This is a genomic window from Chitinophaga polysaccharea (assembly GCF_007829335.1).
Classification (GTDB): Bacteria; Bacteroidota; Bacteroidia; order Chitinophagales; family Chitinophagaceae; genus Chitinophaga; species Chitinophaga polysaccharea_B.
In genome coordinates this window covers 428,857-451,702 of sequence record NZ_VIWO01000001.1, presented here as the reverse complement: position 1 = coordinate 451,702, position 22,846 = coordinate 428,857, and the positions used below count along the sequence as shown (strand labels likewise).

Here is a 22,846-nt window from a genome sequence, read left to right as displayed (position 1 = left end):
TGCGATGGAAAAAACATTATTAACTACCTCTTCTAATACTCTTATTATTTCTAGAGGTACCAATGAAAAAGACCAGATCAAATTGGATTACATTGCCGTTAAGAAAGCCGCTATGGTTTTGCGTGCTATCAACCATAAGCTGCGCCAGCAGATGATTAAACTGCTGGAAGACCACAAGAAAATGACTGTGACAGAGATCTATGTGAAATTGCGTCTGGAACAATCAGTAGCGTCACAGCACCTGGCCATTTTAAGGCGTGCAGGCATTGTAATTACAGAAAGAGATGGTAAGTTTATTCACTACACCATCAACAAGCAACGTATTGCTGAAGTGGCGAAGTTCGTGGAAGAACTTGTTGGTTAAAAGTATTGGTCCGTATCACATACGGAAAACATTATATAAAAAAGTAGCCTTTATGGCTACTTTTTTATTTTGGTATAGATTTTATCCATAAGCGGAGCGCCGGAGAAGTTGTAAATTTGTCAAAATCAAAAACCATGTTCGTAAAACAATTGTACACCAACTGTTTGTCAGAAGCTGCTTACTTCATTGCATCTGAAGGAGTAGCGGTTGTGATAGACCCGTTACGAGATATCGAGGTTTATCTTGATCTGGCAAAAGAACACAACGCAACCATTCAATACATTTTTGAAACGCATTTTCATGCGGACTTTGTTTCAGGACACCTGGAACTCGCTGCCGCCACGGGCGCAAAAATCGTTTATGGTCCTGGCGCAGTAACCAACTTCGAAACATATGTCGCCAACGACAACGAAGTTTTCAACATTGGAGCAGTAACAATGAAAGTACTGCATACACCCGGTCACACCCTGGAATCTTCCTGCTACCTGCTGTCTGATGAAAAGCAACAGCCTTATGCGGTATTCACCGGAGATACCTTATTCGTAGGGGATGTAGGTCGCCCGGATCTGTTTAGCGGTAATTTAACCAAAGAAGAGCTGGCCGATTACCTGTTTGATTCTCTCAACAATAAAATCAAAACTTTGCCGGATAACGTGATCGTATACCCGGCGCATGGCCCCGGATCTGCCTGCGGTAAAAACCTGGGACCAAACACTTTCAGCACCATTGGTGATGAAAAAGCGACCAACTATGCATTACTGGCAACAGACAAGCAGGAATTTATTGACCAGGTGACCAGTGGTTTAAGTACGCCTCCTTCTTATTTCCCGATTAACGCGAAGATCAACAAAGAGGGTTATGATGCGCTGAAAGCCGTGATGGAAAAGGCGATGCAGCCACTTGATCCCACTGCATTTAAAGCGAAAGCAAAAGCTGGCGCCCTGATCCTGGATACCCGCCCGGCTAAGGAATTTGGTGATGGATTTGTACCTGGCGCCATCAGCATTGGCTTGGAAGGCCGTTTCGCTGAATGGGCTGGTAGCCTGTTACCATTTGACCAGGATATTATCCTGGTAGCGCCTATCGGCCAGGAAGAAGAAACTGTGGTAAGAATGGCGAGAGTAGGCTTCGACAATGTAGTAGGTTACCTGGAAGGTGGTTATCCTGCCTGGGCTGCCTCCGGAGAAGCTATCGACATGATCATCACTGTAGAAGCAGATGAACTGGCCATGGATATTCCGCACGATCCCAACCTGGTGATCATAGACGTACGCAAACCCATTGAATTTGCAGATGGTCATATCAAAAATGCTATCAATATTTCCCTGGGCGACATGGTTGATCCTGGCAAGATTGCTGATTTTGAAGATAGCCATAACCTGTACGTGCATTGCCAGGGTGGTTACCGCAGTATCATTGCCTGCTCTATCATGAAAAGAGAAGGTATCCACAACCTGCGTAACGTAGAAGGCGGTTTCGCTAAAATGAAAGACCAGAAAGGATTACAGGTAGTGCAGGAAAAAACAGTACTCAACTAATCGTTATATATCATTAAATGCCGGAGCGGTGGCCACCAGGTTGCCGCTCCTCTTTTTTGGCTATTCCCCGTGTATTTGTTAACTTCTGGAATAAAATGTTGGGGAATGATTAACAAAAGCCTGATAGCCTCTTTATGTTTGGGCGTATGTTTGTTCGCCTGTCAGCCATCCGATTCGGCCCTTAAAAAAGAAGTAAACGAAAAACTGAGCCTGGTGCCGGGGATCACCGCGGATGTAAAAAACGGGATAGTTATCCTGAGTGGGGAAGTGAGCGACGAAGTTGCCAAATCCGCTGCGGAAGATGCGCTCCGGGGCGTAAAAGGTATTAAGTCGGTACAGGACAACATCACCGTGAAAGCACCACTGCCCGCAGCACCGCCGCCGCAAACAGCTGTTATCGTTGACCCGGATCAGTTGCTGAAAAAGAAATTAGATTCCGTGTACGTCGCCAATGGATTTACCGATATCACCGTCACTGTTTCGGCGGGAGAAATAACGTTGGACGGTACTGCGAAAAGAAAGCAACTACGCAAAATAGTGCAGCTGGCAAAGCAGGCTGCCAATAAGAAAGTTGTTAACCATGTGAAAGGGAAATAAGCGACCTTTTTAGTTACCATTCTTCGGCCCGGGGTAGGTATGTTTCCAGCGCCGGTGGCTCCATACCCATACTTCAGGCTGTTCATGAATATTCTTCTCCAGGTAGCGGACAAACGCTTCGGTAATTTTTCCTTCTGGTTCCTGTTGTGGATTTTCGAAAGCCAGTGTTAACGTAGCATTGTAATAACCTCTTTTTACTTTACGGATATCTACAAATACCACAGGGATATTGCTTCTTTTGGCGCCCATTTCTGGTCCTTTATAGAAAGGCGTCATCTTGTTGAGGAAAGGATACCAATAGCAGCTGCGGGGATTACCTGGATTCTGATCGGCCACGAGGGCAATCAGGTATTGCTTGTTGAGCCAGGCTTTCATGCTGTTGCCCATATCATTGGCAGGAATGAGAATGGTGCCGAATTTTTCCCGGAAATGGCGGAACATGCGGTCTGCCGGTTTGCTGGTTAAGGGCATATATACTACCAGGAAAGGAAAGTTAACGCCCTGCATGCAAAGCAGGTTGGCCCATTCCCAGTTGAAGTTATGTCCCAGGTGCAGCTGACAGCTTTTACCTTCTGCATATAATTTATGCAGCACGCTAAGATCACAGCGGAAGCGCTTTTGCAGCTGTGTTTTGCTCATGGTCAGCAGCTTGATGGTTTCCACCATCATGTCGGTAAGATTATGATAATACTTTTTGGCGATCGCAGTAATTTCTTCTTTCGACTTATCCGGGAATGCCTGGGCTAGATTTGCCATCACTACTTTTTTGCGATAGCCGATGATATGATACACTAACACATACAGCGCATCACTGATAAAGTATAGTACCGGAAGTGGTAATATGGAAAGACTATAGCAAAAAGCCAGTAGCAGATAATACATATGCCTGATTGTTGTAAATCCGACGCAAAGGTAATGAAATACAGCTGTTTAGCTTACAGCACGATGTTTTGAACCAGCTCGCATTTAAACGGATAATCGGTATTGTAGTGAAGTCCCCTGCTTTCTTTACGGAAGGCAGCGCCTTTTACGATCAGGTAGCCCACAGTAATCAGGTTCCGCAATTCGCATAGTTGCGGGGATAAGGTGGTTTTTTCGTAGAGGTCTTCCGTTTCCTCGTGCAGGATATCGAGGCGGCGGGAGGCTCTTTGCAAGCGCACATCTGTTCTTACAATCCCTACGTAATCGCTCATGATCTGCTTGAGCTCTTTCAGGCTTTGCGTGATGAGGATCATTTCTTTGGGCGCCGTTGTGCCGGTAGCTACCCAGTCGGGGACATTCTCTTTAAAATCAATCAAGTCTATCTTGCTGGTAGCATCCATAAAGCAACGATGCGCAAATACCATGGCTTCGAGCAGGGAGTTGGAAGCGAGGCGGTTGGCGCCATGAAGGCCGGTGCTGGCGCATTCGCCACAGGCGTACAGGTTACGGATAGAGGTAAGTCCCCATTCGTTGGTTTTGATACCTCCGCAACTATAGTGTGCAGCGGGTGCTACCGGGATCATTTGGGTACTGATGTCAATACCTGCTGCTTTACAGGTTTCGTAGATATTGGGGAAATGGTGAATGAATTTCTCCATATCCATATGCCGGCAGTCGAGGTACACATGTTCCGTACCGGTAATTTTCATTTCGCTATCGATAGCCCTGGCCACAATATCGCGGGGAGCGAGCGACAGACGGGGATCATATTTATGCATGAAATCTTCCCCGTGAATATTCCTTAAAATGCCACCATCGCCCCGTACTGCTTCTGTGATCAGGAAGGAGGGGCTTACGCCTGGCTCGTAAAGGGCGGTAGGGTGAAACTGGATAAACTCCATGTTTTCGATACGGCCCTTAGCGCGGTATACCATGGCCACGCCATCGCCAGTGGCGATATTGGGGTTGGTAGTGGTGCGATAGACCTGCCCGTTACCACCTGTAGCGAGTAACGTTACCTTAGACAGTATTTTTTCTATTTGATTGGTAGCAAGATTGAGTACGTATACGCCATAGCATTCAATATCAGGCGTAGATTTGGTGACCAGATAGCCCAGGTGATGTTGGGTGATGAGGTCTACTACAAAGCAATGGGTGACCAGTTCAATGTTGGGCCGGGCATGAATGGCTTCGAGCAGGGCACGCTCTATTTCTTTGCCGGTAACATCTTTGTGGTGGATAACCCTGAAAACAGAGTGCCCGCCTTCACGGCCCAGGGAAAAATCGCCTGCTGCGTTTTTGTCGAAGTTGGCGCCCCATTCAATAATTTCATTGACCCTTTCCGGGCCTTCAGTCACAACTATTTTTACTGTCTGTTCGTTACAGAGCCCGTCACCGGCAATGAGTGTGTCCTCAATATGTTTTTCGAAACTATCATTTTCCAGGTCGTTCACTACCGCCACGCCGCCCTGGGCGTACTTGGTATTGGTTTCATCCTCCCTGCTTTTGGTAATGATAGTTATCTTTTTATCCGGGCATTGCTGTGAGACTTTGAGCGCATAAGTGAGCCCTGCAATCCCTGAACCGATGACAAGAAAATCTGTTTGTTGCATAGTAAGACAAAAGTAATCAATAGGAATTAAAAATTACGATTTAGCAACATGGAGGATAGGGGAGGCATTATGGTGCTATCAATCCCTCGGGACTTACCTGCAACGGACGGTTTTTTCCGGCGAAATACTCTGTGCTGCCAATTACCAGCCCCCATTGTGCAATGCCATAGGTAAGCATTACCAGGATGTCGCCGCCCCATAGGGGATGAACGAATTTACCCACCGCAATGAGCGAGTCGGAGAACATAAATAACAGCGCGCCAATGAGGCAATACCAGGCAGCCGGCTGACGCCGGAAATGAAAGGCATGCAGCACACTCTGCACCATTACGGAAATGGTGAGGGCGTAAATAATAACTGGAATGGCTAAGTTACCCAGGTGAGGAGCCAGGTATAAAATGAAGAAAATGATGATCGCCGCATGGAGGAAAATGAGCGGATATTTACAGGACGGAACCGGGGGATTGCTGTAGCGTATTTTCAGAAAGAAAATAATATACATTACATGCGCCAACAGGAAGCTTCCCAGCCCGGGTAAAAAAAGACTGCTAAATAGTAACAGGTCATCGCCTATGGAAGAGAAAAAGAGTGCCAGTAGCAACGGAATGCGATAATCACGAGGGATTTTCACCGGCACGTATAACACGTATACAATCAGTAACAGCATCAACAATGGTTTACTGAGAAAACGCAGTGATGCATAATCCGTTGCAATGAACAGGATATCAACCAGTAACACCAAAAAATAGATAATGAAGCTTCCCGTACGAAACATAAATAACAAAGTTACCTGTTACTAAATGTAAGCAATATCGGGCTAAGTATTGAGTAAAATATAAAACGTAGTACCGTTGCCGTTAGCGCCCGGACTGATAGCTTTTAGCTGGCCACCATGCATTTGTATGATTTGTTGAGATAAGCTCAGGCCAATACCCGATCCTTTCTTTTTGGTAGTGAAGAAGGGAATAAAGATTTTATTCATGGCATCTTCATCAATGCCGGGGCCATTGTCGGTGATTTCTATGCAGATCTGCTGGATGTTATTTTGGTATAATTTCAGGCTGATATTCGCATTGGGTGTGTGTTCCAGCGCGTCCATGGCATTTTTAACAAGATTGATCAATACCATTTGCAGCTGCGATACATCGGCGTGCAGCTCCAGGTTTTCCGCGTCTATTTTTACATTAAACTGGATACCTGCCTGTTTCATGTCTGCCTGGAAAAGGCTGCCCACGGAGGTGATCAATGTTTTTACGTTTACGCTGGTAAATTGTGGTTGTGGGAGTGTGGTATAATCGCGGTAGGCGTTCACAAAGTTCATGATGCCCTTGCTACGGCTTTCAACGGTTTGCAGGGCTTCCCGTAAGTCTGAGATGCCCTCCTGGTGTTGCGCGCCAGGGGCAATGTCCAGGTCGACGATTTCCTGCATGGTGCTAATTAAGGATACAATTGGCGTCACAGAGTTCATGATTTCATGACGCAATATCTTCGTCAGGTTTTGCCAGGCTTCCAGTTCTTTTTTCTGCAGTTCTGAATGGATGTTTTGTATAGAGATGAGCTTTACCAGCCGCCCTTGTAACCGTACGGTAGCCGCGTGTATCGACAGCTGTTGTTCCTGCCTGGTGGCATACAGGGTTTTATTGCCGGAGGGCAGTTCCATCAGGAGTTCTGCCAGGCCGGGGTGTACGGTTTTCAGTTCATGGATATTCCTGAGCCGGTAGATGCCCATCAGCCGGAAGGCGGCAGGGTTGATCAGTTCTATTTTTCCTTCAGTATCGAAAGATAATACGCCGATACTGATGTGTTGTACAATGGTGTCGATGTATTTGAGATTGGCCTCTTTTTCCGCCCTGGTTTGACGGAACGCTTCCAGCACCTCGTTAAATTGGTGATTGAGCATGCTGAAGCTTTTGCCCAGCTTGTTGTCGGCGCTGAAGCGGATAGAAAAATCCTCGTACCGGATGGATTCCAGGAACAGGGTCAATTTCCGGTTAATCCTGTTCAGGTAATAGTAAATGCCATATAACTGCAGTAACACCAGGGGTGTCAGCAAAAAAGACAGTGGCTGCATATTGTGCATATACAGCCAGATGGCCCCTGCTATGGAAATTGCCAGCAGGATAACCCTTAACCCGATATTGATGCTGAAGCGATTCATGTGGCGCGGCGGCTACAGATTATATTTTTCAAGTCTTCTATAGAGTGCGGCCCTGCTTAGTCCCAGTTCCCTGGCGGCTTCTGTGATGTTGCCGTTACATTTTTTCATGGCCTGGGAAATGATATTTCGTTCCATTTCTTCCAGGTTGTAGCCGGTATCCATGGCCTGGTCGGCGTTATTGTTATTTTTTACAAACACATCTTTTGGTTGTAATGTTTTTCCCTGGGAGAGAATAACGGCTCTTTCAATGGCATGTTGTAGTTCACGGATATTACCCGGCCAGTCGTATCGCTGTAGTTGGGTAACCAGTGAGTCATGCATACTATTTACCGGGCGTTTGTATTTGTCGCGGTACAGTTGCATAAAATGTTCTGCCAACGGAATAATATCTTCCACGCGTTCTCTCAGTGGGGGGAGGTGTATTTCGATGGTGTTGATACGGTAGAGCAAATCCTGTCTGAACAGGTGCTGGGCTGCCAGATGCTGTATGTTGCGGTTGGTAGCGCAGATGAGTCTAACGTCTATGGGTATATTTTTATTGGAACCCACTTTGGTAACAGACCGGTTTTGTAAAACGGTCAGCAGCTTGGCCTGGAAGGGGATAGAGATATTCCCGATTTCATCGAGAAAGATAGTACCTCCGTTGGCTTCTTCGAAGCGGCCGTTGCGGTCTTCGCGGGCGTCGGTGAAGGCACCTTTTACGTGGCCAAACAATTCGCTTTCAAAGAGGGTTTCGCTGATGGCACCCAGGTCTACGCTAACGAAGGGTTTATTATTGCGATTGGATTGTGCGTGTATTTGCCGGGCCAGCATATCTTTACCGGTGCCATTTTCCCCGAGGATAAGGATATTGGCGTCGGTGGCGGCTACCCTGGATACGGTATCAAACACGGCCAGCATAGCGGGGCTTTTGCCGATAATCTGGTTGCCGGGATGATGAAGGGCGGCAGCCGGTTTATCTTGTCCAGCTACTCTTTTATTGTAGGCGTTCTGAATGGTGGCCAGTAACTTTTCATTTTCCCATGGCTTGAGTACAAAGTCGACGGCCCCGGCTTTAATAGCCCTTACGGCCATTTCCACATCGCCATAGGCGGTAAACAGTACCACTGCCGTTTCTGGTTTGATATCCAGTATCCGGTCCAGCCACTCAAAGCCTTCTTTCCCGCTGCTTAGGTCGCGGGTGAAGTTCATATCAAGCAGAATTACATCGTAGTCAAAATTGGATACGAGGTAGGGGATTTTTTGCGGATTCTTCTCAAAATCAACCTGTTCAAAATGTCTTTTCAATAACAGGCGGGCGGCACGTAAAACATCTACATCATCATCTACAATTAAAATCTTAGCTGGTTGCATGGTAATCATATGCGTAAGTGAATAGGTGACAATATTAAACAAAGATTCATTCAAAGCCACAGCTAATTTCATGAACTTTTAAAAGTGTCCGATTATGGACACCCCTTGTCCGACAAAGGACGTTTTTTTTAGAGCGTATTCCATGAATCCATTGCTGGTAGAGCGTTTTGCGCTTTGGCATGTGGATTGACTTTCTGGGTTCAGCAAACTTTTCGCTAAAATAACATGGACAGAAAAATAGAAAAGAAGTTTTGGAATAAAAAGCGCATCATGATGATTGGTGGTGGAGCAGCAGTAGCTATGTTGCTACTATATACGCTGATTTTCGCCGACCACCGCGCTACCCTCAATGTAGAAAAAGACAAGATCACTATCTCAGCAGTTAAAAAAGGCACTTTTGACGTATATATTGCGGTTACTGCGGTAGTAATGCCATTGAAGACCATCCGCCTGGATGCCATTGAAGGCGGGTATGTAAGCCGTAAATACCTGGATGGAGGTAGCATGGTAAAGGAAGGGGACTCTATTTTACGGCTAGATAACCAGCATATGATGATGGACTTTGTTAACCACGAAACAGAGATCTACCGTTTACGTAATGAACTGCAGAATACCCGGCTAAATATCCGTCAACAGGAATTTACCATGCAGCAAACAATTTCCGATATAGACGCGAAAATCGCTGCTGCACAGGATTTATATGATCGTAACAAACAGCTGGTAGAAGAAAAGATAGTCGCCCGACAGGAGTTTAATAAGAATAAATTTGAGCTGGAAGGCTTACTGCGCCAGAAAGATATCCAGTTACAATCACAGAAATACCAGCAAGACAATGCCAAGATGCAGATTACGCAGCTGGAAGGGACCCTGGCCCGTACCCAGCACAACCTGGAGCTGATGAGAGAAAACCTGAACAGCCTGATTGTAAGGGCTCCTGTATCAGGACAGTTGTCTTCTATCGACGTTGAAGTGGGGTCTAGCATTACCGCCGGCCAGAACATTGGCCAGATCGATGACCTGAATGGGTTTAAGCTGCGCGCGGATATCGATGAACATTATGTTTCCCAGGTATTTGCCGGTTTGAAAGCTTCGTTCGAATTTGATGGAAAAACCTATGATATGGTGGTTACCAAAGTATATCCGGAAGTAAAAAGTGGTCGTTTTCAGGCTGATATGAATTTTGAAAAAAATACACCTGAAGGGATCCGTCGTGGACAATCCTCTCCTATCCGCCTGGTGCTGGGTAAGTCTGCCGAAGCTACGCTGTTACCGCTGGGTGGTTTCTTCTCCGATACCGGTGGTAACTGGGTATACGTGGTAGATAAAAGCGGTAAGCGTGCCGTAAAACGGAATATTTCACTTGGCAGAAAAAATCCTTTGTATTTTGAGGTATTGGAAGGATTACAACCCGGCGACCAGGTAATCACTTCATCCTACGAAAACTTTGGAAATAAAGACGTTTTATCTTTTTAAGCATCATCCATTTTACATAAACTAGTATTAAAAACAAACTACAGGTATGATACGTACTGTTAACTTACAGAAGTTGTTTACAACAGAAGAGGTAGAAACCACTGCCCTCAATGGTATTAACATGGAAATACAAGATGGAGAATTTGTTGCCATCATGGGTCCATCCGGATGTGGTAAGTCTACTTTATTGAATATTTTAGGTTTATTAGATAACCCGAGTGATGGTGAATACCACTTCTGGGATAAGGAAGTAGCGCGTATGAGTGAACGGCAAAGGGCGCAGCTTCGTAAAGGCTCTATTGGCTTTGTATTCCAGAGCTTTAACCTGATCGATGAGTTAACGGTTTACGAAAATGTGGAGTTGCCACTATTATACCTGAAAGTGCCGGCAGCAGAAAGAAAAGGGAAAGTAGAAGAAGTGCTGGAGCGTATGAATATTATGCATCGCCGTAATCACTTCCCGCAACAGCTGTCTGGTGGTCAACAACAAAGGGTGGCTATAGCCCGTGCGGTAGTAGCTAAACCTAACCTGATACTGGCGGATGAGCCTACAGGTAACCTGGATTCCTCTAACGGGGAAGAGGTAATGAAACTGTTACAGGAGCTGAATAACGCGGGTACTACGTTGATCATGGTAACACACTCGCCCTATGACGCTGGATTTGCTCACCGCATTATTAACCTGTTTGACGGAAGAGTAGTAACAGAAAATATCAAGGAGCAATTTCACGTGTGATTTTTTCGCCATTCTAAAACCACATTACAATGCTTCGGAGTTATTTCAAAATCGCTGTCCGCCACTTGCAGCGCCACAAATTTATTACAGCCATCAATGTTGCCGGATTAACCGTTGGCATGGCTTGCTGTATGTTGATTGTGCTGTATGTACGTGATGAGCTGAGTTTTGATACATTCCATCACCATCCCGAAAATATTTACCGGGTTACTACGGAAACCACCCGTTCCAGCGTTGGTACCACGGATTATGATGCCACTACGCAGTTTCCGCTGGCGCCTAATCTGAAAAAAGATATCAGTAGTATCAGGGAGGCTGTGCGTATTAATGCTCCGGGAAGTTTATTGGTTACCGTTGGAGATAAGAAGATCTGGGATGAAAATGCAGGCTATGCAGATGCGGGTTTTTTCCAGGTTTTTAACTATCCGTTGGTAGAGGGTAACGCAACCACTGTACTGAAGGAACCCTATAGTATTGTACTCACCCAATCGGCGGCCAGGAAGTACTTTGGAAATGAGTCGCCTATGGGCAAACCCATGAAGGTGGCTAATTTCATTTGTACAGTTACGGGTGTGGCGAAGGATATGCCGGACAATACCGATCTGAAAATGGACATGGTGATGTCCTTTACCACCCTGGTAGCGGAATCCAATAAGGCCGGCAACGACATAGAGCATCAATGGTTTATGTTCAGTAATACGGTCACCTATGTACAACTGGCAGATCATACAGATCCTGCCAAGCTGGCGCCTGAGTTGAAGAGTTTTGTAAACCATTACCTCAGTGGCTTGCTGGCCAAAATAGGAATTAGATTTTCCCTGCACTTACAACCGCTGAAAAATGTACATCTGCACCCGCGTGGCGATATGGGAACTGTGGACAAAATGCCGCTGATCTGGTTATATATTGTTATCGCCGCTTTCCTGGTGTTAATTGCCTGTATCAACTTTATGAACCTGACTACTGCCCGCGCGCATGAAAGGGCCAAAGAAGTAGGATTACGAAAGGCATTGGGCGCAGAGAGAAAGAGTCTTATTTATCAGTTTCTCACAGAATCATTACTTATTACAGCTATATCTTTCCTGCTGGCATTGCTGGCAGCGGCAATACTGATGCCCACCTTTAACAGCGTTACCGGTAAAAGCCTGTCGTTGTTCAATGCCGCCGATTCGGTAGTATACATGGCCCTGGTATTGTTGGTGTTGGTGGTAGGTTTGATTGCCGGCAGTTATCCGGCATTGTACCTTTCGGGACTTATCCCGGTAAAGGTGCTGAAAGGAAATTTCATTGCCTCCGGATCCAGGATATTAATCAGGAGGAGCCTGGTGGTAGCACAGTTTGCCATAGCGGTAGCCCTGATTATAGCCACGGTAGTGGTATACTCACAGCTACGTTTCTGGCAGAAAAAGAACCTGGGCTTCGATAAGGAGCAATTGGTGAACGTATACCTGTCAGATGCCGATCTATCCAAAGCTGACCTGCTGAAATCATCTTTTCTACGCTTGTCTGGAGTACAGGCGGCTTCCAGGCATAATATCCTCATGGGTAATGGCGTGTTTAACAATAACCCTGTTGTGCATGAAGGAGGCAACGACAAAGAAGCTTTTCTGGCGGGAATCATCCAGTCTGATTTCGATCTCCTTAAAACTACTGGTATAAAACTGGCGGCTGGCCGTGATTTTAACCCGGCAATGGCTACAGATTCCACCGATGCTTTTATTATAAATATGGCTGCTGCCCGGCGGCTGGGCTTTAAAGGGGATGTGGTTGGCAAAAGAATTGAATGGAGGCCCGGTTATACCTCGCGGCATGGCACTATTATAGGAGTGGTGGAGGATTTCAATTTTCGCAACCTGCGCACGCCGGTAGACCCCATTATTTACATGGTAAAACCAACGGAGTCTCCTATTATTACCCTGCGCCTGGCTTCTGGCGACCAGCAAACAGTACTGAAACATGTGGACGAAGTATGGAGCAGTATGATCCCTGACGAACCCTTGAACTATACTTTCGTTGAAAAAGATATACAGGCGCAATATGCCAGCGAGCATGTATTGGGAAGGCTGTTTGGTATTTTTTCCGGCCTGGCTATCTTCATTGCCTGTATGGGATTACTGGGTTTATCTATGCTTATTTCCCGCCAGCGTACTAAAGAAATTGGTATACGGAAAGTGTTGGGGGCCTCAGTGGCCAATATCTCCCTGTTGTTATCGAAAGATTTTCTCACCCTGGTATTAACCGGTATCTGCATAGCCTCACCTATTGCGTGGTATGGTATGGAGAAATGGCTGCAGCATTTTGCTTTCAGAATATACCTGGAATGGTGGGTATTTGCCTGCACTGCTATTACAGTAATATTGATTGCCTGGTGTACGGTGAGCCTCCAGTCGGTAAGCGCTGCATTAATGAATCCAGTAAAATCACTTAGATCTGAATAATCATGATGAAGAACTATTTCCGTGTAGCCTGGAGAAACCTGACGAGAAGCCGATTTTTTGCCGCTCTCAATATTGCAGGGCTGGCCTTTGGCATGGCGGTAAGTATGTTTCTGTTTTGCTGGGTGTTGGATGAGTATAGCTTCGACAAGTTTCACAAGAAGGGGAAGGATATTTATTTACTGGCGGTAAATGCCGACTGGGGAGGCGTTCGTACCCTCACCACCACGCCGGTTGTGCTGGGAGATGACCTGAGGCATACCTTCCCTGAAGTAACAGCCAATGTGCAGGTAAGGGAGTCGTACGATAACCTGTTGTACAGAACGGGAACAAATAAAATAAAGGGCAAGCATGTCATATACGCCACTGGTAACCTGTTTACCGAGTTTGATTTCCCGCTGGTGTCGGGAGATAAGAATACGGTGCTTTCCCAACCTAATGCTATCGTAATTTCGGAAGCTGTTGCCGGTCGATATTTTGCCAAAGAAGACCCGATAGGGAAGATGATCACCCTTGAAGATGGCCGGAGTTTACAGATTACCGGCGTAGCTAAAGATGCGCCAACTAATTCATCCATCCGGTTCGATTATGTGCTGCCGATGGCATTGACTATACAGGCAGATCCGTGGCTGCTAAAGCCTGGCAGTTATTCCATTAACAATTATATGGTACTGAAGCCCGGAGCGGATGCCGCACAGTTAACGGCGAAGATGCAGCAGTACTATAGAGGCAAAAATAAAGATAATACAAACCAGCTTTGGTTACAACCTTTTGAAGATACTTACCTGTATGGTAAATACGACAATGGAAAAGTAAGCGGCGGACGTATCGAATATGTACGCTTGTTCCTGATTACAGCGTTGATTGTACTGGCTATTGCCTGTATCAACTTTATGAATCTCTCTACTGCGCAGGCTTCCAGACGGGCCCGTGAAGTAGGGGTGCGTAAATCTATGGGTGCTACCAGGATTTCCCTGATCCTGCAATTTACCGGCGAGGCGATATTGATGTGTGTCATTGCGGCGCTTTCGGCGGCAGTGGTGGTGTGGCTGCTGATGCCTGTCTTCAATAACTTTACAGGCAAACATATCACGTTTACCCTGCCGGTTACCGGCCAATACCTGTTGTTATTGTTGTTGGTCATTGTGGTTACCGGGTTGCTGGCCGGTAGTTATCCTGCCTTTGTTTTATCCCGCTTTTTACCGGTAAAAGTGCTGAAGGGAGATGTAAGTACCGGCGGCGGCGCTACGCTGTTCCGTAAAAACCTGGTGGTATTGCAGTTTGTGCTCTCTTTTATATTCATTGTGAGCAGCCTGGTGATTTACAACCAGATGCAATATATCTACCACCGAAATATAGGTGTAGCACGGGAAAATATTTTGTATGTACCCCTGGAAGAAAATTTCCTGGGAAAACAGAAAGTGATTGAACAATCCCTGGCGCAATTACCCCAGGTACAATCATTTACCTACAGCAGTTTCCTGCCTATCACCATTGGTGGTACCAGTGCTGACCTGAGTTGGGAAGGTAAACCTGAAAAGCTGGTACTGGGCACCGCACCGCTCCAGGTAGGATATGATTACCTGACTACCATGGGAATGAGTATGAAAGAAGGCCGGTTTTTCTCGAAGGATTTTCCGACCGACAGCAACACCTATGTTATCAATGAAACTGCCGCCCGTATTATGAATATGACAAATCCAATAGGTCGGAAAATTTCCTTCTGGAATGGTGAAGGAAAGATCATAGGCGTAGTGAAGGATTTTCATTTCAGTTCTATGCATGAGAATATTAAGCCGCTGGTGATGATGCTGACTCCTGTTAATAGCTTCTTGATGGTAAGGTTAGCCAAGGGAGATGTGACCACGCAGGTAGCATCGATAGAAAAAATCTTTGACATGATGAATCCTGGCTACCCGGTAGAATATCATTTCATGGATGAAGCATTCGACAATATGTATCAATCGGAAACCATGCTGAGAAAGCTGGCCCAGGTATTTGCTGTCGTAGCGGTATTGATTTCCTGCCTTGGTTTGTTTGGGTTATCTGTTTTCACTGCGGAGCAACGTAAGAAGGAGATTGGCATACGCAAGGTATTGGGAGCCTCTGTCATGAGTGTAACCACCTTGCTTTCCAGGGAATTCCTTTTACTCGTATTGTTAGGCATTTTGCTGGCGGCGCCAGTCAGCTGGTACCTGATGAATACCTGGTTATCGGGGTTTGCTTATCATACGGATTTGTCGGTCTGGATTTTTATTGCGGCAGGGGTAGTGGCTGTATTAATTGCAATGGCGACGGTGAGCTATCAATCGGTGAAAGCAGCATTGGCTAATCCGGTACATTCTTTAAAGGCGGAATAATTGAGCGTATATGTTTAAGCGTTATATCATTATCACATTACGGAACCTGAAGAAACAGCGGTTGTTTACCTTCATTAATATTGCCGGACTGGCAGTAAGTATGGCCGTATGCCTGATAGTACTGATATCTACACGGGCCAACCTGTCTTACGATAATTTTCATCCTGATATCTCGCGTATCTGGCGGGTAACTACCAGGGTGGTAACTCCGGATGGCCGTAAGTTTCATATGGCCAGTACGCCATTGCCCATGGCAGAAGCACTGAAAAACAATTATACCGGCATTGAACAAACCGTTCCCTTATACAATGCTCTTTTTGGGGAGGGAAAAACAGATCAAAAGAAATTGAATGTCAGAGGCACTTTTACTACTTCAGCCTTTTTCAGTGTATTCGGCTTTAAGCTGGCAGCCGGTAATCCCGAAACGGCGCTTTCGGCGCCTAATAACATTGTGCTGAGTGCAGAAACGGCACAGCGTTTTTTTGGTACTGCAGATCCTATCGGCAAAGTAATCCGGTTTGATAAGCTGGGAAGCTATATTGTAAGCGGCGTATTACAGCCTGCGCCCTCGCTTTCCCATATTGATTTCGATGCCTTGGGTTCCTTGTCTTCCGTTCCGGGGCTGGAACAGTCCAAAGCGCTGGAAAGCCGTACGCAGAACTGGGATGTTGTGCAGGGAAGTTATACCTATGTGAAAATGCGCCCGGGAGAAGGAAAGTCAGTACTGGAGGCTGCCATTGCTGATATCGGCCATCGATACGATGAGCTGCCGGGGAAAGGAAAAGGAAGCCTTGCCTTTGAACCGCAGGCATTGTCGAAGATTACGCCTTCGCGCGAATTATATGATGACTTCGGTGGTGGCCCTCCATGGGGTAAAATGCTGGCGGAATTGGGAGTAGCACTGGGACTGTTGATATGTGCCTGCTTTAACTACACAAATTTATCCATTGTACGTTCCTTACAACGGGCAAAAGAAGTAGGGGTACGTAAGGTAAACGGGGCTCATCGCTGGCAGATCTTCATACAATTTATTGTGGAATCTGTATTCATGTGCTTATTGTCGCTCATACTGGCGGTTATCCTGCTGTTGGTAATGCAATCCACTCACTTCAATGCATTGCCAGTACCGGATGTAAACCTTTTGGATTGGCGTCTGCTGCTCTGGTTCCTGGCGTTTAGTATCGTTACAGGCGCCGTAGCGGGAACCATCCCTGCCTGGGCATTATCCGCTTTCCAGCCGGCAAAAGTGCTCAAGAACCTGGTAGATATAAAATTGTTTGGTGGTCTTGGATTGAGGAAATCACTGATAGTGGTTCAGTTTACCTTATCCATTGCGGCCATGCTTTTCCTGGTAACTGTGTACCGTCAGTTTAGCTATAAGGCTACAATGGATATGGGCTTCTACAGAAAAGATATATTGAATGTACCGTTGGCAGATGTAGATTTTCAACGGATGAAGGAGCGGATGGAGCAATTAAAGGGGGTGAGTATGGTTACCGCCAGCTCCGGCACCCTCGGAATGCCCCGCCACTGCCGTTTCTTTGAGCTGAAGACCAATGAAAGCAAGGATAAAATTCAGTTTGGATACTATGCCGCAGATGCCGATTTTATTAAGGTGATGCACCTGAAACTGGTGGCCGGTACTACTTTCCCGGCTGCTGCCTCCAGGGATAAGGAACAGTACCTGATTGTGAATGAGCGGGCATTGCAGGTAATGGGTGTTAAGTCTGCCCCTGATGCAATCGGTAAAACATTGTGGATGAACGATTCAACTGCTATGAGTATTATAGGAGTAGTGCAGGATTTTAACTACCAGCCTATGGAAGTGAATATAGGTCCCATGGCGCTCCGGTTCCGGCCGGCAGAATTTGGCCAGCTTCAAATGGCTATGGTAGCGGGTGATAAGGAACAGGAAATAGCTGGAGTTAAAAGTGTATGGCAGGAGCTGCATCCCGGTGAAACATTTTCGGCTGAATGGATGGATGAGCAGCTGGCTAGTCGCAATGGACAGGAGGTAATATCTATGTTGGGCTTCCTGGTATTTATTTCTACCCTTATTTCCGCCCTGGGCTTGTTGGGCATAGTAGCATATACTTCTTTTACCCGCAGGAAGGAAATCAGTATCCGCAAGGTATTGGGGGCTACTGCACCCGGCCTGCTGGTGCTGTTGTCTAAAAACTATATGCGGTTAATTATAATTGCCGGTTGTATAGCCTTGCCCATAGGATACCTGGGAAGTATGTTCTTCCTGCAGATATTCGCTTACCGGGTAAGTATAGGCATCCTGCCAATGCTGGGAGGTTTCCTGACACTCGCGCTGCTGGCCCTGATCACTATTTTTTCACAAACCTGGCGGGCAGTAGGCATTAACCCGGCAGATAACCTGAGAAACGATTAAGCGATATGCTATTATTCAACTACATAAAACGGGCAGGGCCTAAAGTGTTGGAGCCTGTAGTAATACAAATTACCACTACACTATTGTGTGTGGCTGGCGCTGCGCTGGCTGCTATCGGTGTACAAACCCTAAAGACAGCCATCAGTAACCCGGTAATATCATTAAAAAAAGAATAACAAGTGAACAGCAAATCAGAGAGCGTGTCTACGCACCCTGCTTTTTTTTATTCATTCTTAAAGATACCAGCATGTTAATTAGTTATTTAAAAATCGCCTGGCGGAATTTGCGTAAACAGAAAGTGTTTGCAGCGGTTAATATCGCAGGCATGAGTACAGCCCTCTGCGCGGCTTTGCTGTTATCGGTTACCGCCTACCGGGAATGGACTTTCGATAATTTTCATGAAAATAGTGCTCATATCTACCAGATCGTGAGCGAAGAAAATAATGGCGGTAGCATAAGAACAACTTCCAGTATATCAGTGCCATTGTCGGCAGCCATCCAGAAAGAGATACCCGGCGTAAAAGCTACTACCTTTATGGCTGGATATAACCTGCCGGTAAGATATGGCGATAAGCATTTTTACCTTAGTACGGAGAAGGTAAATGCCAGTTTCCTTCAGATGTTTACCTTTCCCCTGGTAAAAGGCAATAAACAAACTGCGTTGCAACAACTCAACGAAGTAGTACTCACGGAAAACTCCGCTGCTGCAATATTTAAGCAAGAAGATCCCATTGGCAAAGCCATTGAACTGAATCTCTCTGGTAAATGGCAGCCTTTCATTGTAAGCGCGGTAGCGGCTAATTTGCCCGATAACTCGGGCATAAGCTTCGATCTGCTTACCCGGTTTGAAAATGAACCAGATTACGCTACCTATAAAAGCGACTGGAACTCTTCTAATTTTCCACTGTTTGTTCAGTTGGACCCCGGCGTTAGTAAGGCTTCCCTGGAAAAAAATATTGTCCCCCTGTTACATAAATATTATAAGCGGAAGATAGAAGATATGCAAAAAGACGCTGGCGCCAGCGCTAAAGGAAAGGAAGTGTTTTTGATGAAAGCACTGCCCATGACGAGCTTTCACCTGGATGAACGCAGCAATTTTTACAGCGGACTGAATAAATTTTATCCCTGGCTGATGATTATTCTGGCAGTGCTTATTATCAGCATTGCCGGTATCAACTTCATCAACCTTTCCATAGCCCGTTCTTTTGGGCGCAGCGGCGAAATAGGACTGCGCAAATCTCTAGGGGCCATGGACCGCCAGCTGCTACTGCAGTTCTGGGCAGAGTCTTTCCTGCTATGTTTCTTTTCATTCGTGCTTAGTATAGGAATGATGCTGGCATTACTTCCTTATTACAACCAGACTTTTGGGCATAATATCTCTTTACATATTTTCCAGAATATTTGGGTGTTGTTGGGTGTGATGGTAGGATTCTTCCTGGTTACTTTACTGGCTGGAGGGTTACCTGCGTGGAAGGTGGCACGGCTCAATATCGTAGAAGTGCTGAAAGGTAAGCTGGGAATGGGAAAGAGCAGTACACTGCGTAATGGCCTTATCATCATCCAGTTTGTGGTGGCTGTAGTGCTTATCAGCTGTACTTCTATTATATGGCAACAACTAAATTTCATACAGTCTGCTCCGTTAGGCTATAATGCCACGCAGGTCATCAGTATCCCGCTGGATAATGCTACTCCTGCAAATATAGCCGCTATGCGGAGTCGTCTGGCAGAGCTGCCGGAGGTTAAAAGTGTTACGGCCAGTATGCTCAACCTGGGAATGGGAAAAGACGGCTCATCTGGTAACTGGACCCGCGGGTTTGGATACCAGAATAAACAGATTACTACACAGTGCCTGGTGGTAGATTATGACTATATTAAAACACTGGATTTGAAGATGTTGTCTGGCCGCGATTTTTCAAGAGATTATGGTACCGATAGTACCGCTGTGGTAATCAATGAAAAGATGGCTAAGCTACTGGATGTAGCAGATCCGGTAGGGACTCAGTTTTCTATGGATGAAGGTAAACCACTGCATGTGATTGGTGTAGTAAAAGATTACCATTATGAGTCGCTGCGTAAAGGGATAGAGCCGCTGGTAATGATTATTAATGAGCCCACAGCGCTGAATTATATTTTTGTAAAGGTAGAAACCCCCAATTCTGTTAGGTCCATCAGTAAGATCAGTGCTATCTGGAAAGATATTAACCCGCTGGCAGAAAATGCGGCTTCCTTCCTGGATGAAAATACCCAGCGTATGTATCGGCAGGAGCAGCGCTTCTCCCGCATATTTATGACAGGTGCAGTACTGGCAGTCATTATCTCTTGTATGGGGTTATTTGCCATTGCCGTAATGGTGATGGCCCAACGTCAGAAGGAAATAGGGATCCGTAAAGTGTTGGGCGCTTCTGTAAGCGGTATTGTACTGTTATTGTCGAAAGATTTCCTCCGGCTTGTTTTGATCGCTGTTTTGATTGCTGCGCCGGCAGCCTGGTATTTTATGGACCGCTGGCTGGAACGTTTCCAGTTTCATGTCAATATTCATTGGTGGATATTTATGCTGACTGGTTTGCTGGCGGTGTGTATTGCATTTATCACGGTAAGCATGCAGTCGGTAAAAGCCGCATTGGCCAACCCGGTAAAAAGTTTACGATCCGAATAAAATCAGGCCATTACTTTTAATTATATTGCTTCGCCGAAATGCAGCAATATCAATTTTTATCTAAAAAATTAACAGATCATGATACAATTGCAGAAAATTTCCAGGCATTACCCGGTAGGATTCGGAAAGAATTATATTTTGAAAGATGTTGACCTCACTATTAACGAAGGAGAGTTTGTGTCTATCATGGGGCCTTCCGGTTCTGGAAAATCTACATTGCTGCATATCCTGGGATTGCTGGAGGAGCCTTCCGAAGGACAGTACCTTTTTGAAGGCGAAAGGGTAGATAAGATGAATGAGAAGAAACGGACCCAGTTACACCGTGGCGCTATCGGGTTTGTTTTCCAGGCTTATCATCTTATCGATGAATTAACGGTATATGAGAACATTGAAACCCCCTTACTATATAAAAACATACCCTCTTCTGAGAGAAAGAGCCGGGTAGCAGACGTATTGGATCGCTTTAATATGGTAGCCAAGAAAGACCTGTTCCCCAATCAATTGTCTGGCGGACAACAACAACTGGTGGGTATTGCCAGGGCTATAGTAGCCGAACCCCGGGTGATCCTGGCCGATGAGCCTACCGGCAACCTGCATTCCGACCAGGCAAAGGTGATTATGCAGCTGTTCAAACACCTGAATGAACAAGATAAAATCACCATTGTACAGGTAACCCATTCCGATGTGAATGCCACCTACGGCAACCGCATTATCCAGCTCCGGGATGGCAATATTTTGCCATAAACCGGCAGCTTTTAAGAATTATGTAAAAAAAAGACTATGTTGTACACTCAATTAGTCAGGTATACAGCCATACCTACTAAATTTTTGCCTTCTATCAAGAAGGGTGGAAAAGTAATCTCACAATTATTATATTTTTGGAATGTTATGAGAACATCCCGAATAGCAGGAGTAATCCTGATCTTATTGTTTGCTAACATATCAGCCGCTGTAGCACAGGATACGTGGAGTTTACAACGCTGTGTGGATTATGCCCTGCAACACAACCTGACTATTAAACAGCAGGAGGTACAAAAGCGCTTATCCGACCTTACCCTGCAGCAAAGCCGCTTACAAATGATCCCCGGCTTTAGCGGACAGGCACAGGGAGGATACTCAGATGGTAGGACCCCTAGTTTGGGAAATAACCAGTACGTGAACCAAACAGTGTTTTCCGGTAGTGGAAGCCTGAACATGCAAAGCAACCTTTTTAGCTGGTTTTATCAGCAAAGAACGATTGCCGCCAACCGGTTGGATGTACAGGCCAATAGTTTCCTGCTGGAAAAAGCCAGAAATGATGCCGCCTTCAACGTGGCTACGGCCTTCCTCCAAATTTTATTGAATATCCAGACGGTAAAAGTTAATGAGGAAAACGTAAAGCTCACCAACTCTAACCTGGAAAATACCAAGAAACTCGTAATCGCCGGCTCTGTTCCGGAAAGCAACCAGGCCGACCTGGAGGCCCAGCTGGCGCAGGACAGTACCAACCTGGTAACCGCCCAGAATAACGTGATCTTGTCTATCCTCCAGATCAAGGCGTACCTTAATCTAGGATTCGAGATTCCGTTTGAACCGGAAGTCCCGGAAAATATTACGTCTTTACCGCTGGCCCCCCTGCAGGAAATGGCGCCGGAAATGGTGTATAGTGCAGCATTAACAACCTACCCGCTGGTAAAAGCAGATGAGCTGAAGATCCGCAGTGCAGCGAAGGCTTACCAGGCCACCAAATCGCAATTGTATCCTAATCTCAGCCTGGGAGGTACGTTATATACCACTTACGCCAACAACTATTACGATCAGACCGGGAAGCTGTTGCCATTTAAAGACCAGATTGATAATACCTATAGGAAATCAATAGGATTAACATTGAATGTTCCGATTTTCAATGGCTGGCAGCAGCGTACCACCGTAGCGAAAGCAAAAGTGAATGTGTATAACCTGGAACTGACCCGTGACCTGGATCACCAGAAGCTGAAACAGGACATTTATACGGCGCATGCCAATGCAGTAGCCGCCTTACAGAAATTTAATGCGGCTGTTACCGGGGTGATGGCCGCACAAAAAGCCTATGATTTTGCTACCAAACGGTTCAATCTCGGGCTGATGAACACCATCGACTATATTACAACACAAAGTAAATTGTACAAAGCACAGGTAGATAAAGTAACCGCGCAATACGATTATATATTTAAAATGAAGTTACTGGAATTCTACAGGGATCAGAAAATATCGCTGTAGCGATGC

17 protein-coding genes are annotated in these 22,846 nt (G+C 45.9%); 12 read left to right on the top strand and 5 right to left on the bottom strand.

The window, feature by feature from the left end:
- The first annotated feature begins 4 nt into the window (after positions 1–4).
- The 3 genes from FHW36_RS01890 (at position 5) to FHW36_RS01880 (ending at position 2,499) form a co-directional block, all read left to right on the top strand.
- Positions 5–364, top strand: coding sequence for an ArsR/SmtB family transcription factor (locus tag FHW36_RS01890; protein ID WP_012788619.1), 360 nt, complete (start codon positions 5–7; stop codon positions 362–364).
- Between the two features lie 134 nt (positions 365–498).
- Positions 499–1,902, top strand: a complete 1,404-nt coding sequence (locus tag FHW36_RS01885; protein ID WP_145661383.1) for an MBL fold metallo-hydrolase — start codon at positions 499–501, stop codon at positions 1,900–1,902.
- 105 nt (positions 1,903–2,007) lie between these two features.
- Positions 2,008–2,499, top strand: coding sequence for a BON domain-containing protein (locus FHW36_RS01880; RefSeq protein ID WP_145661380.1), 492 nt, complete (start codon positions 2,008–2,010; stop codon positions 2,497–2,499).
- Positions 2,500–2,508: 9 nt separating this feature from the next.
- On the opposite strand, the gene FHW36_RS01875 is transcribed toward FHW36_RS01880, so the two are convergent.
- The 5 genes from FHW36_RS01875 to FHW36_RS01855 all read right to left on the bottom strand — a co-directional run bounded on the left by FHW36_RS01875 (position 2,509) and on the right by FHW36_RS01855 (position 8,616).
- The gene (locus tag FHW36_RS01875; RefSeq protein WP_145661377.1) at positions 2,509–3,381 is read right to left on the bottom strand and encodes a lysophospholipid acyltransferase family protein; all 873 of its coding nucleotides are present in this window, start codon (positions 3,379–3,381) and stop codon (positions 2,509–2,511) included.
- Between the two features lie 53 nt (positions 3,382–3,434).
- Complete coding sequence (nadB, locus tag FHW36_RS01870; protein WP_145661374.1) at positions 3,435–5,033, bottom strand: L-aspartate oxidase; 1,599 nt, start codon at positions 5,031–5,033, stop codon at positions 3,435–3,437.
- Positions 5,034–5,100: 67 nt separating this feature from the next.
- Complete coding sequence (locus FHW36_RS01865; RefSeq protein WP_145661371.1) at positions 5,101–5,808, bottom strand: lysoplasmalogenase; 708 nt, start codon at positions 5,806–5,808, stop codon at positions 5,101–5,103.
- 42 nt (positions 5,809–5,850) lie between these two features.
- The gene (locus FHW36_RS01860; RefSeq protein ID WP_145661368.1) at positions 5,851–7,191 is read right to left on the bottom strand and encodes a sensor histidine kinase; all 1,341 of its coding nucleotides are present in this window, start codon (positions 7,189–7,191) and stop codon (positions 5,851–5,853) included.
- Between the two features lie 12 nt (positions 7,192–7,203).
- Complete coding sequence (locus tag FHW36_RS01855) at positions 7,204–8,616, bottom strand: sigma-54-dependent transcriptional regulator (RefSeq protein WP_246121040.1); 1,413 nt, start codon at positions 8,614–8,616, stop codon at positions 7,204–7,206.
- A gap of 153 nt (positions 8,617–8,769) precedes the next feature.
- On the opposite strand from FHW36_RS01855, the gene FHW36_RS01850 reads away from it, so the two are divergent.
- The 9 genes from FHW36_RS01850 (at position 8,770) to FHW36_RS01815 (ending at position 22,840) form a co-directional block, all read left to right on the top strand.
- Complete coding sequence (locus tag FHW36_RS01850; protein WP_145661365.1) at positions 8,770–10,017, top strand: efflux RND transporter periplasmic adaptor subunit; 1,248 nt, start codon at positions 8,770–8,772, stop codon at positions 10,015–10,017.
- Between the two features lie 46 nt (positions 10,018–10,063).
- Positions 10,064–10,753: an ABC transporter ATP-binding protein gene (locus FHW36_RS01845; protein WP_145661362.1), complete on the top strand. Its 690-nt coding sequence runs from the start codon at positions 10,064–10,066 to the stop codon at positions 10,751–10,753.
- 29 nt (positions 10,754–10,782) lie between these two features.
- Positions 10,783–13,191: an ABC transporter permease gene (locus FHW36_RS01840; RefSeq protein WP_145661359.1), complete on the top strand. Its 2,409-nt coding sequence runs from the start codon at positions 10,783–10,785 to the stop codon at positions 13,189–13,191.
- A gap of 2 nt (positions 13,192–13,193) precedes the next feature.
- Complete coding sequence (locus FHW36_RS01835) at positions 13,194–15,548, top strand: ABC transporter permease (RefSeq protein ID WP_145661355.1); 2,355 nt, start codon at positions 13,194–13,196, stop codon at positions 15,546–15,548.
- Between the two features lie 10 nt (positions 15,549–15,558).
- Positions 15,559–17,946: an ABC transporter permease gene (locus tag FHW36_RS01830; protein WP_145661353.1), complete on the top strand. Its 2,388-nt coding sequence runs from the start codon at positions 15,559–15,561 to the stop codon at positions 17,944–17,946.
- A gap of 5 nt (positions 17,947–17,951) precedes the next feature.
- Complete coding sequence (locus FHW36_RS30390; protein ID WP_186452272.1) at positions 17,952–18,122, top strand: hypothetical protein; 171 nt, start codon at positions 17,952–17,954, stop codon at positions 18,120–18,122.
- Between the two features lie 149 nt (positions 18,123–18,271).
- Positions 18,272–20,602: an ABC transporter permease gene (locus FHW36_RS01825; RefSeq protein WP_186452271.1), complete on the top strand. Its 2,331-nt coding sequence runs from the start codon at positions 18,272–18,274 to the stop codon at positions 20,600–20,602.
- A gap of 78 nt (positions 20,603–20,680) precedes the next feature.
- Positions 20,681–21,346 carry an ABC transporter ATP-binding protein gene (locus tag FHW36_RS01820; protein WP_145661347.1) on the top strand — a complete coding sequence of 222 codons (666 nt, stop codon included), beginning with the start codon at positions 20,681–20,683 and terminating at the stop codon, positions 21,344–21,346.
- A 144-nt stretch (positions 21,347–21,490) separates the two neighbouring features.
- A complete protein-coding gene (locus FHW36_RS01815; protein ID WP_186452270.1) occupies positions 21,491–22,840 on the top strand; it encodes a TolC family protein in 1,350 nt (449 codons plus the stop codon).
- Positions 22,841–22,846: the final 6 nt, after the last annotated feature.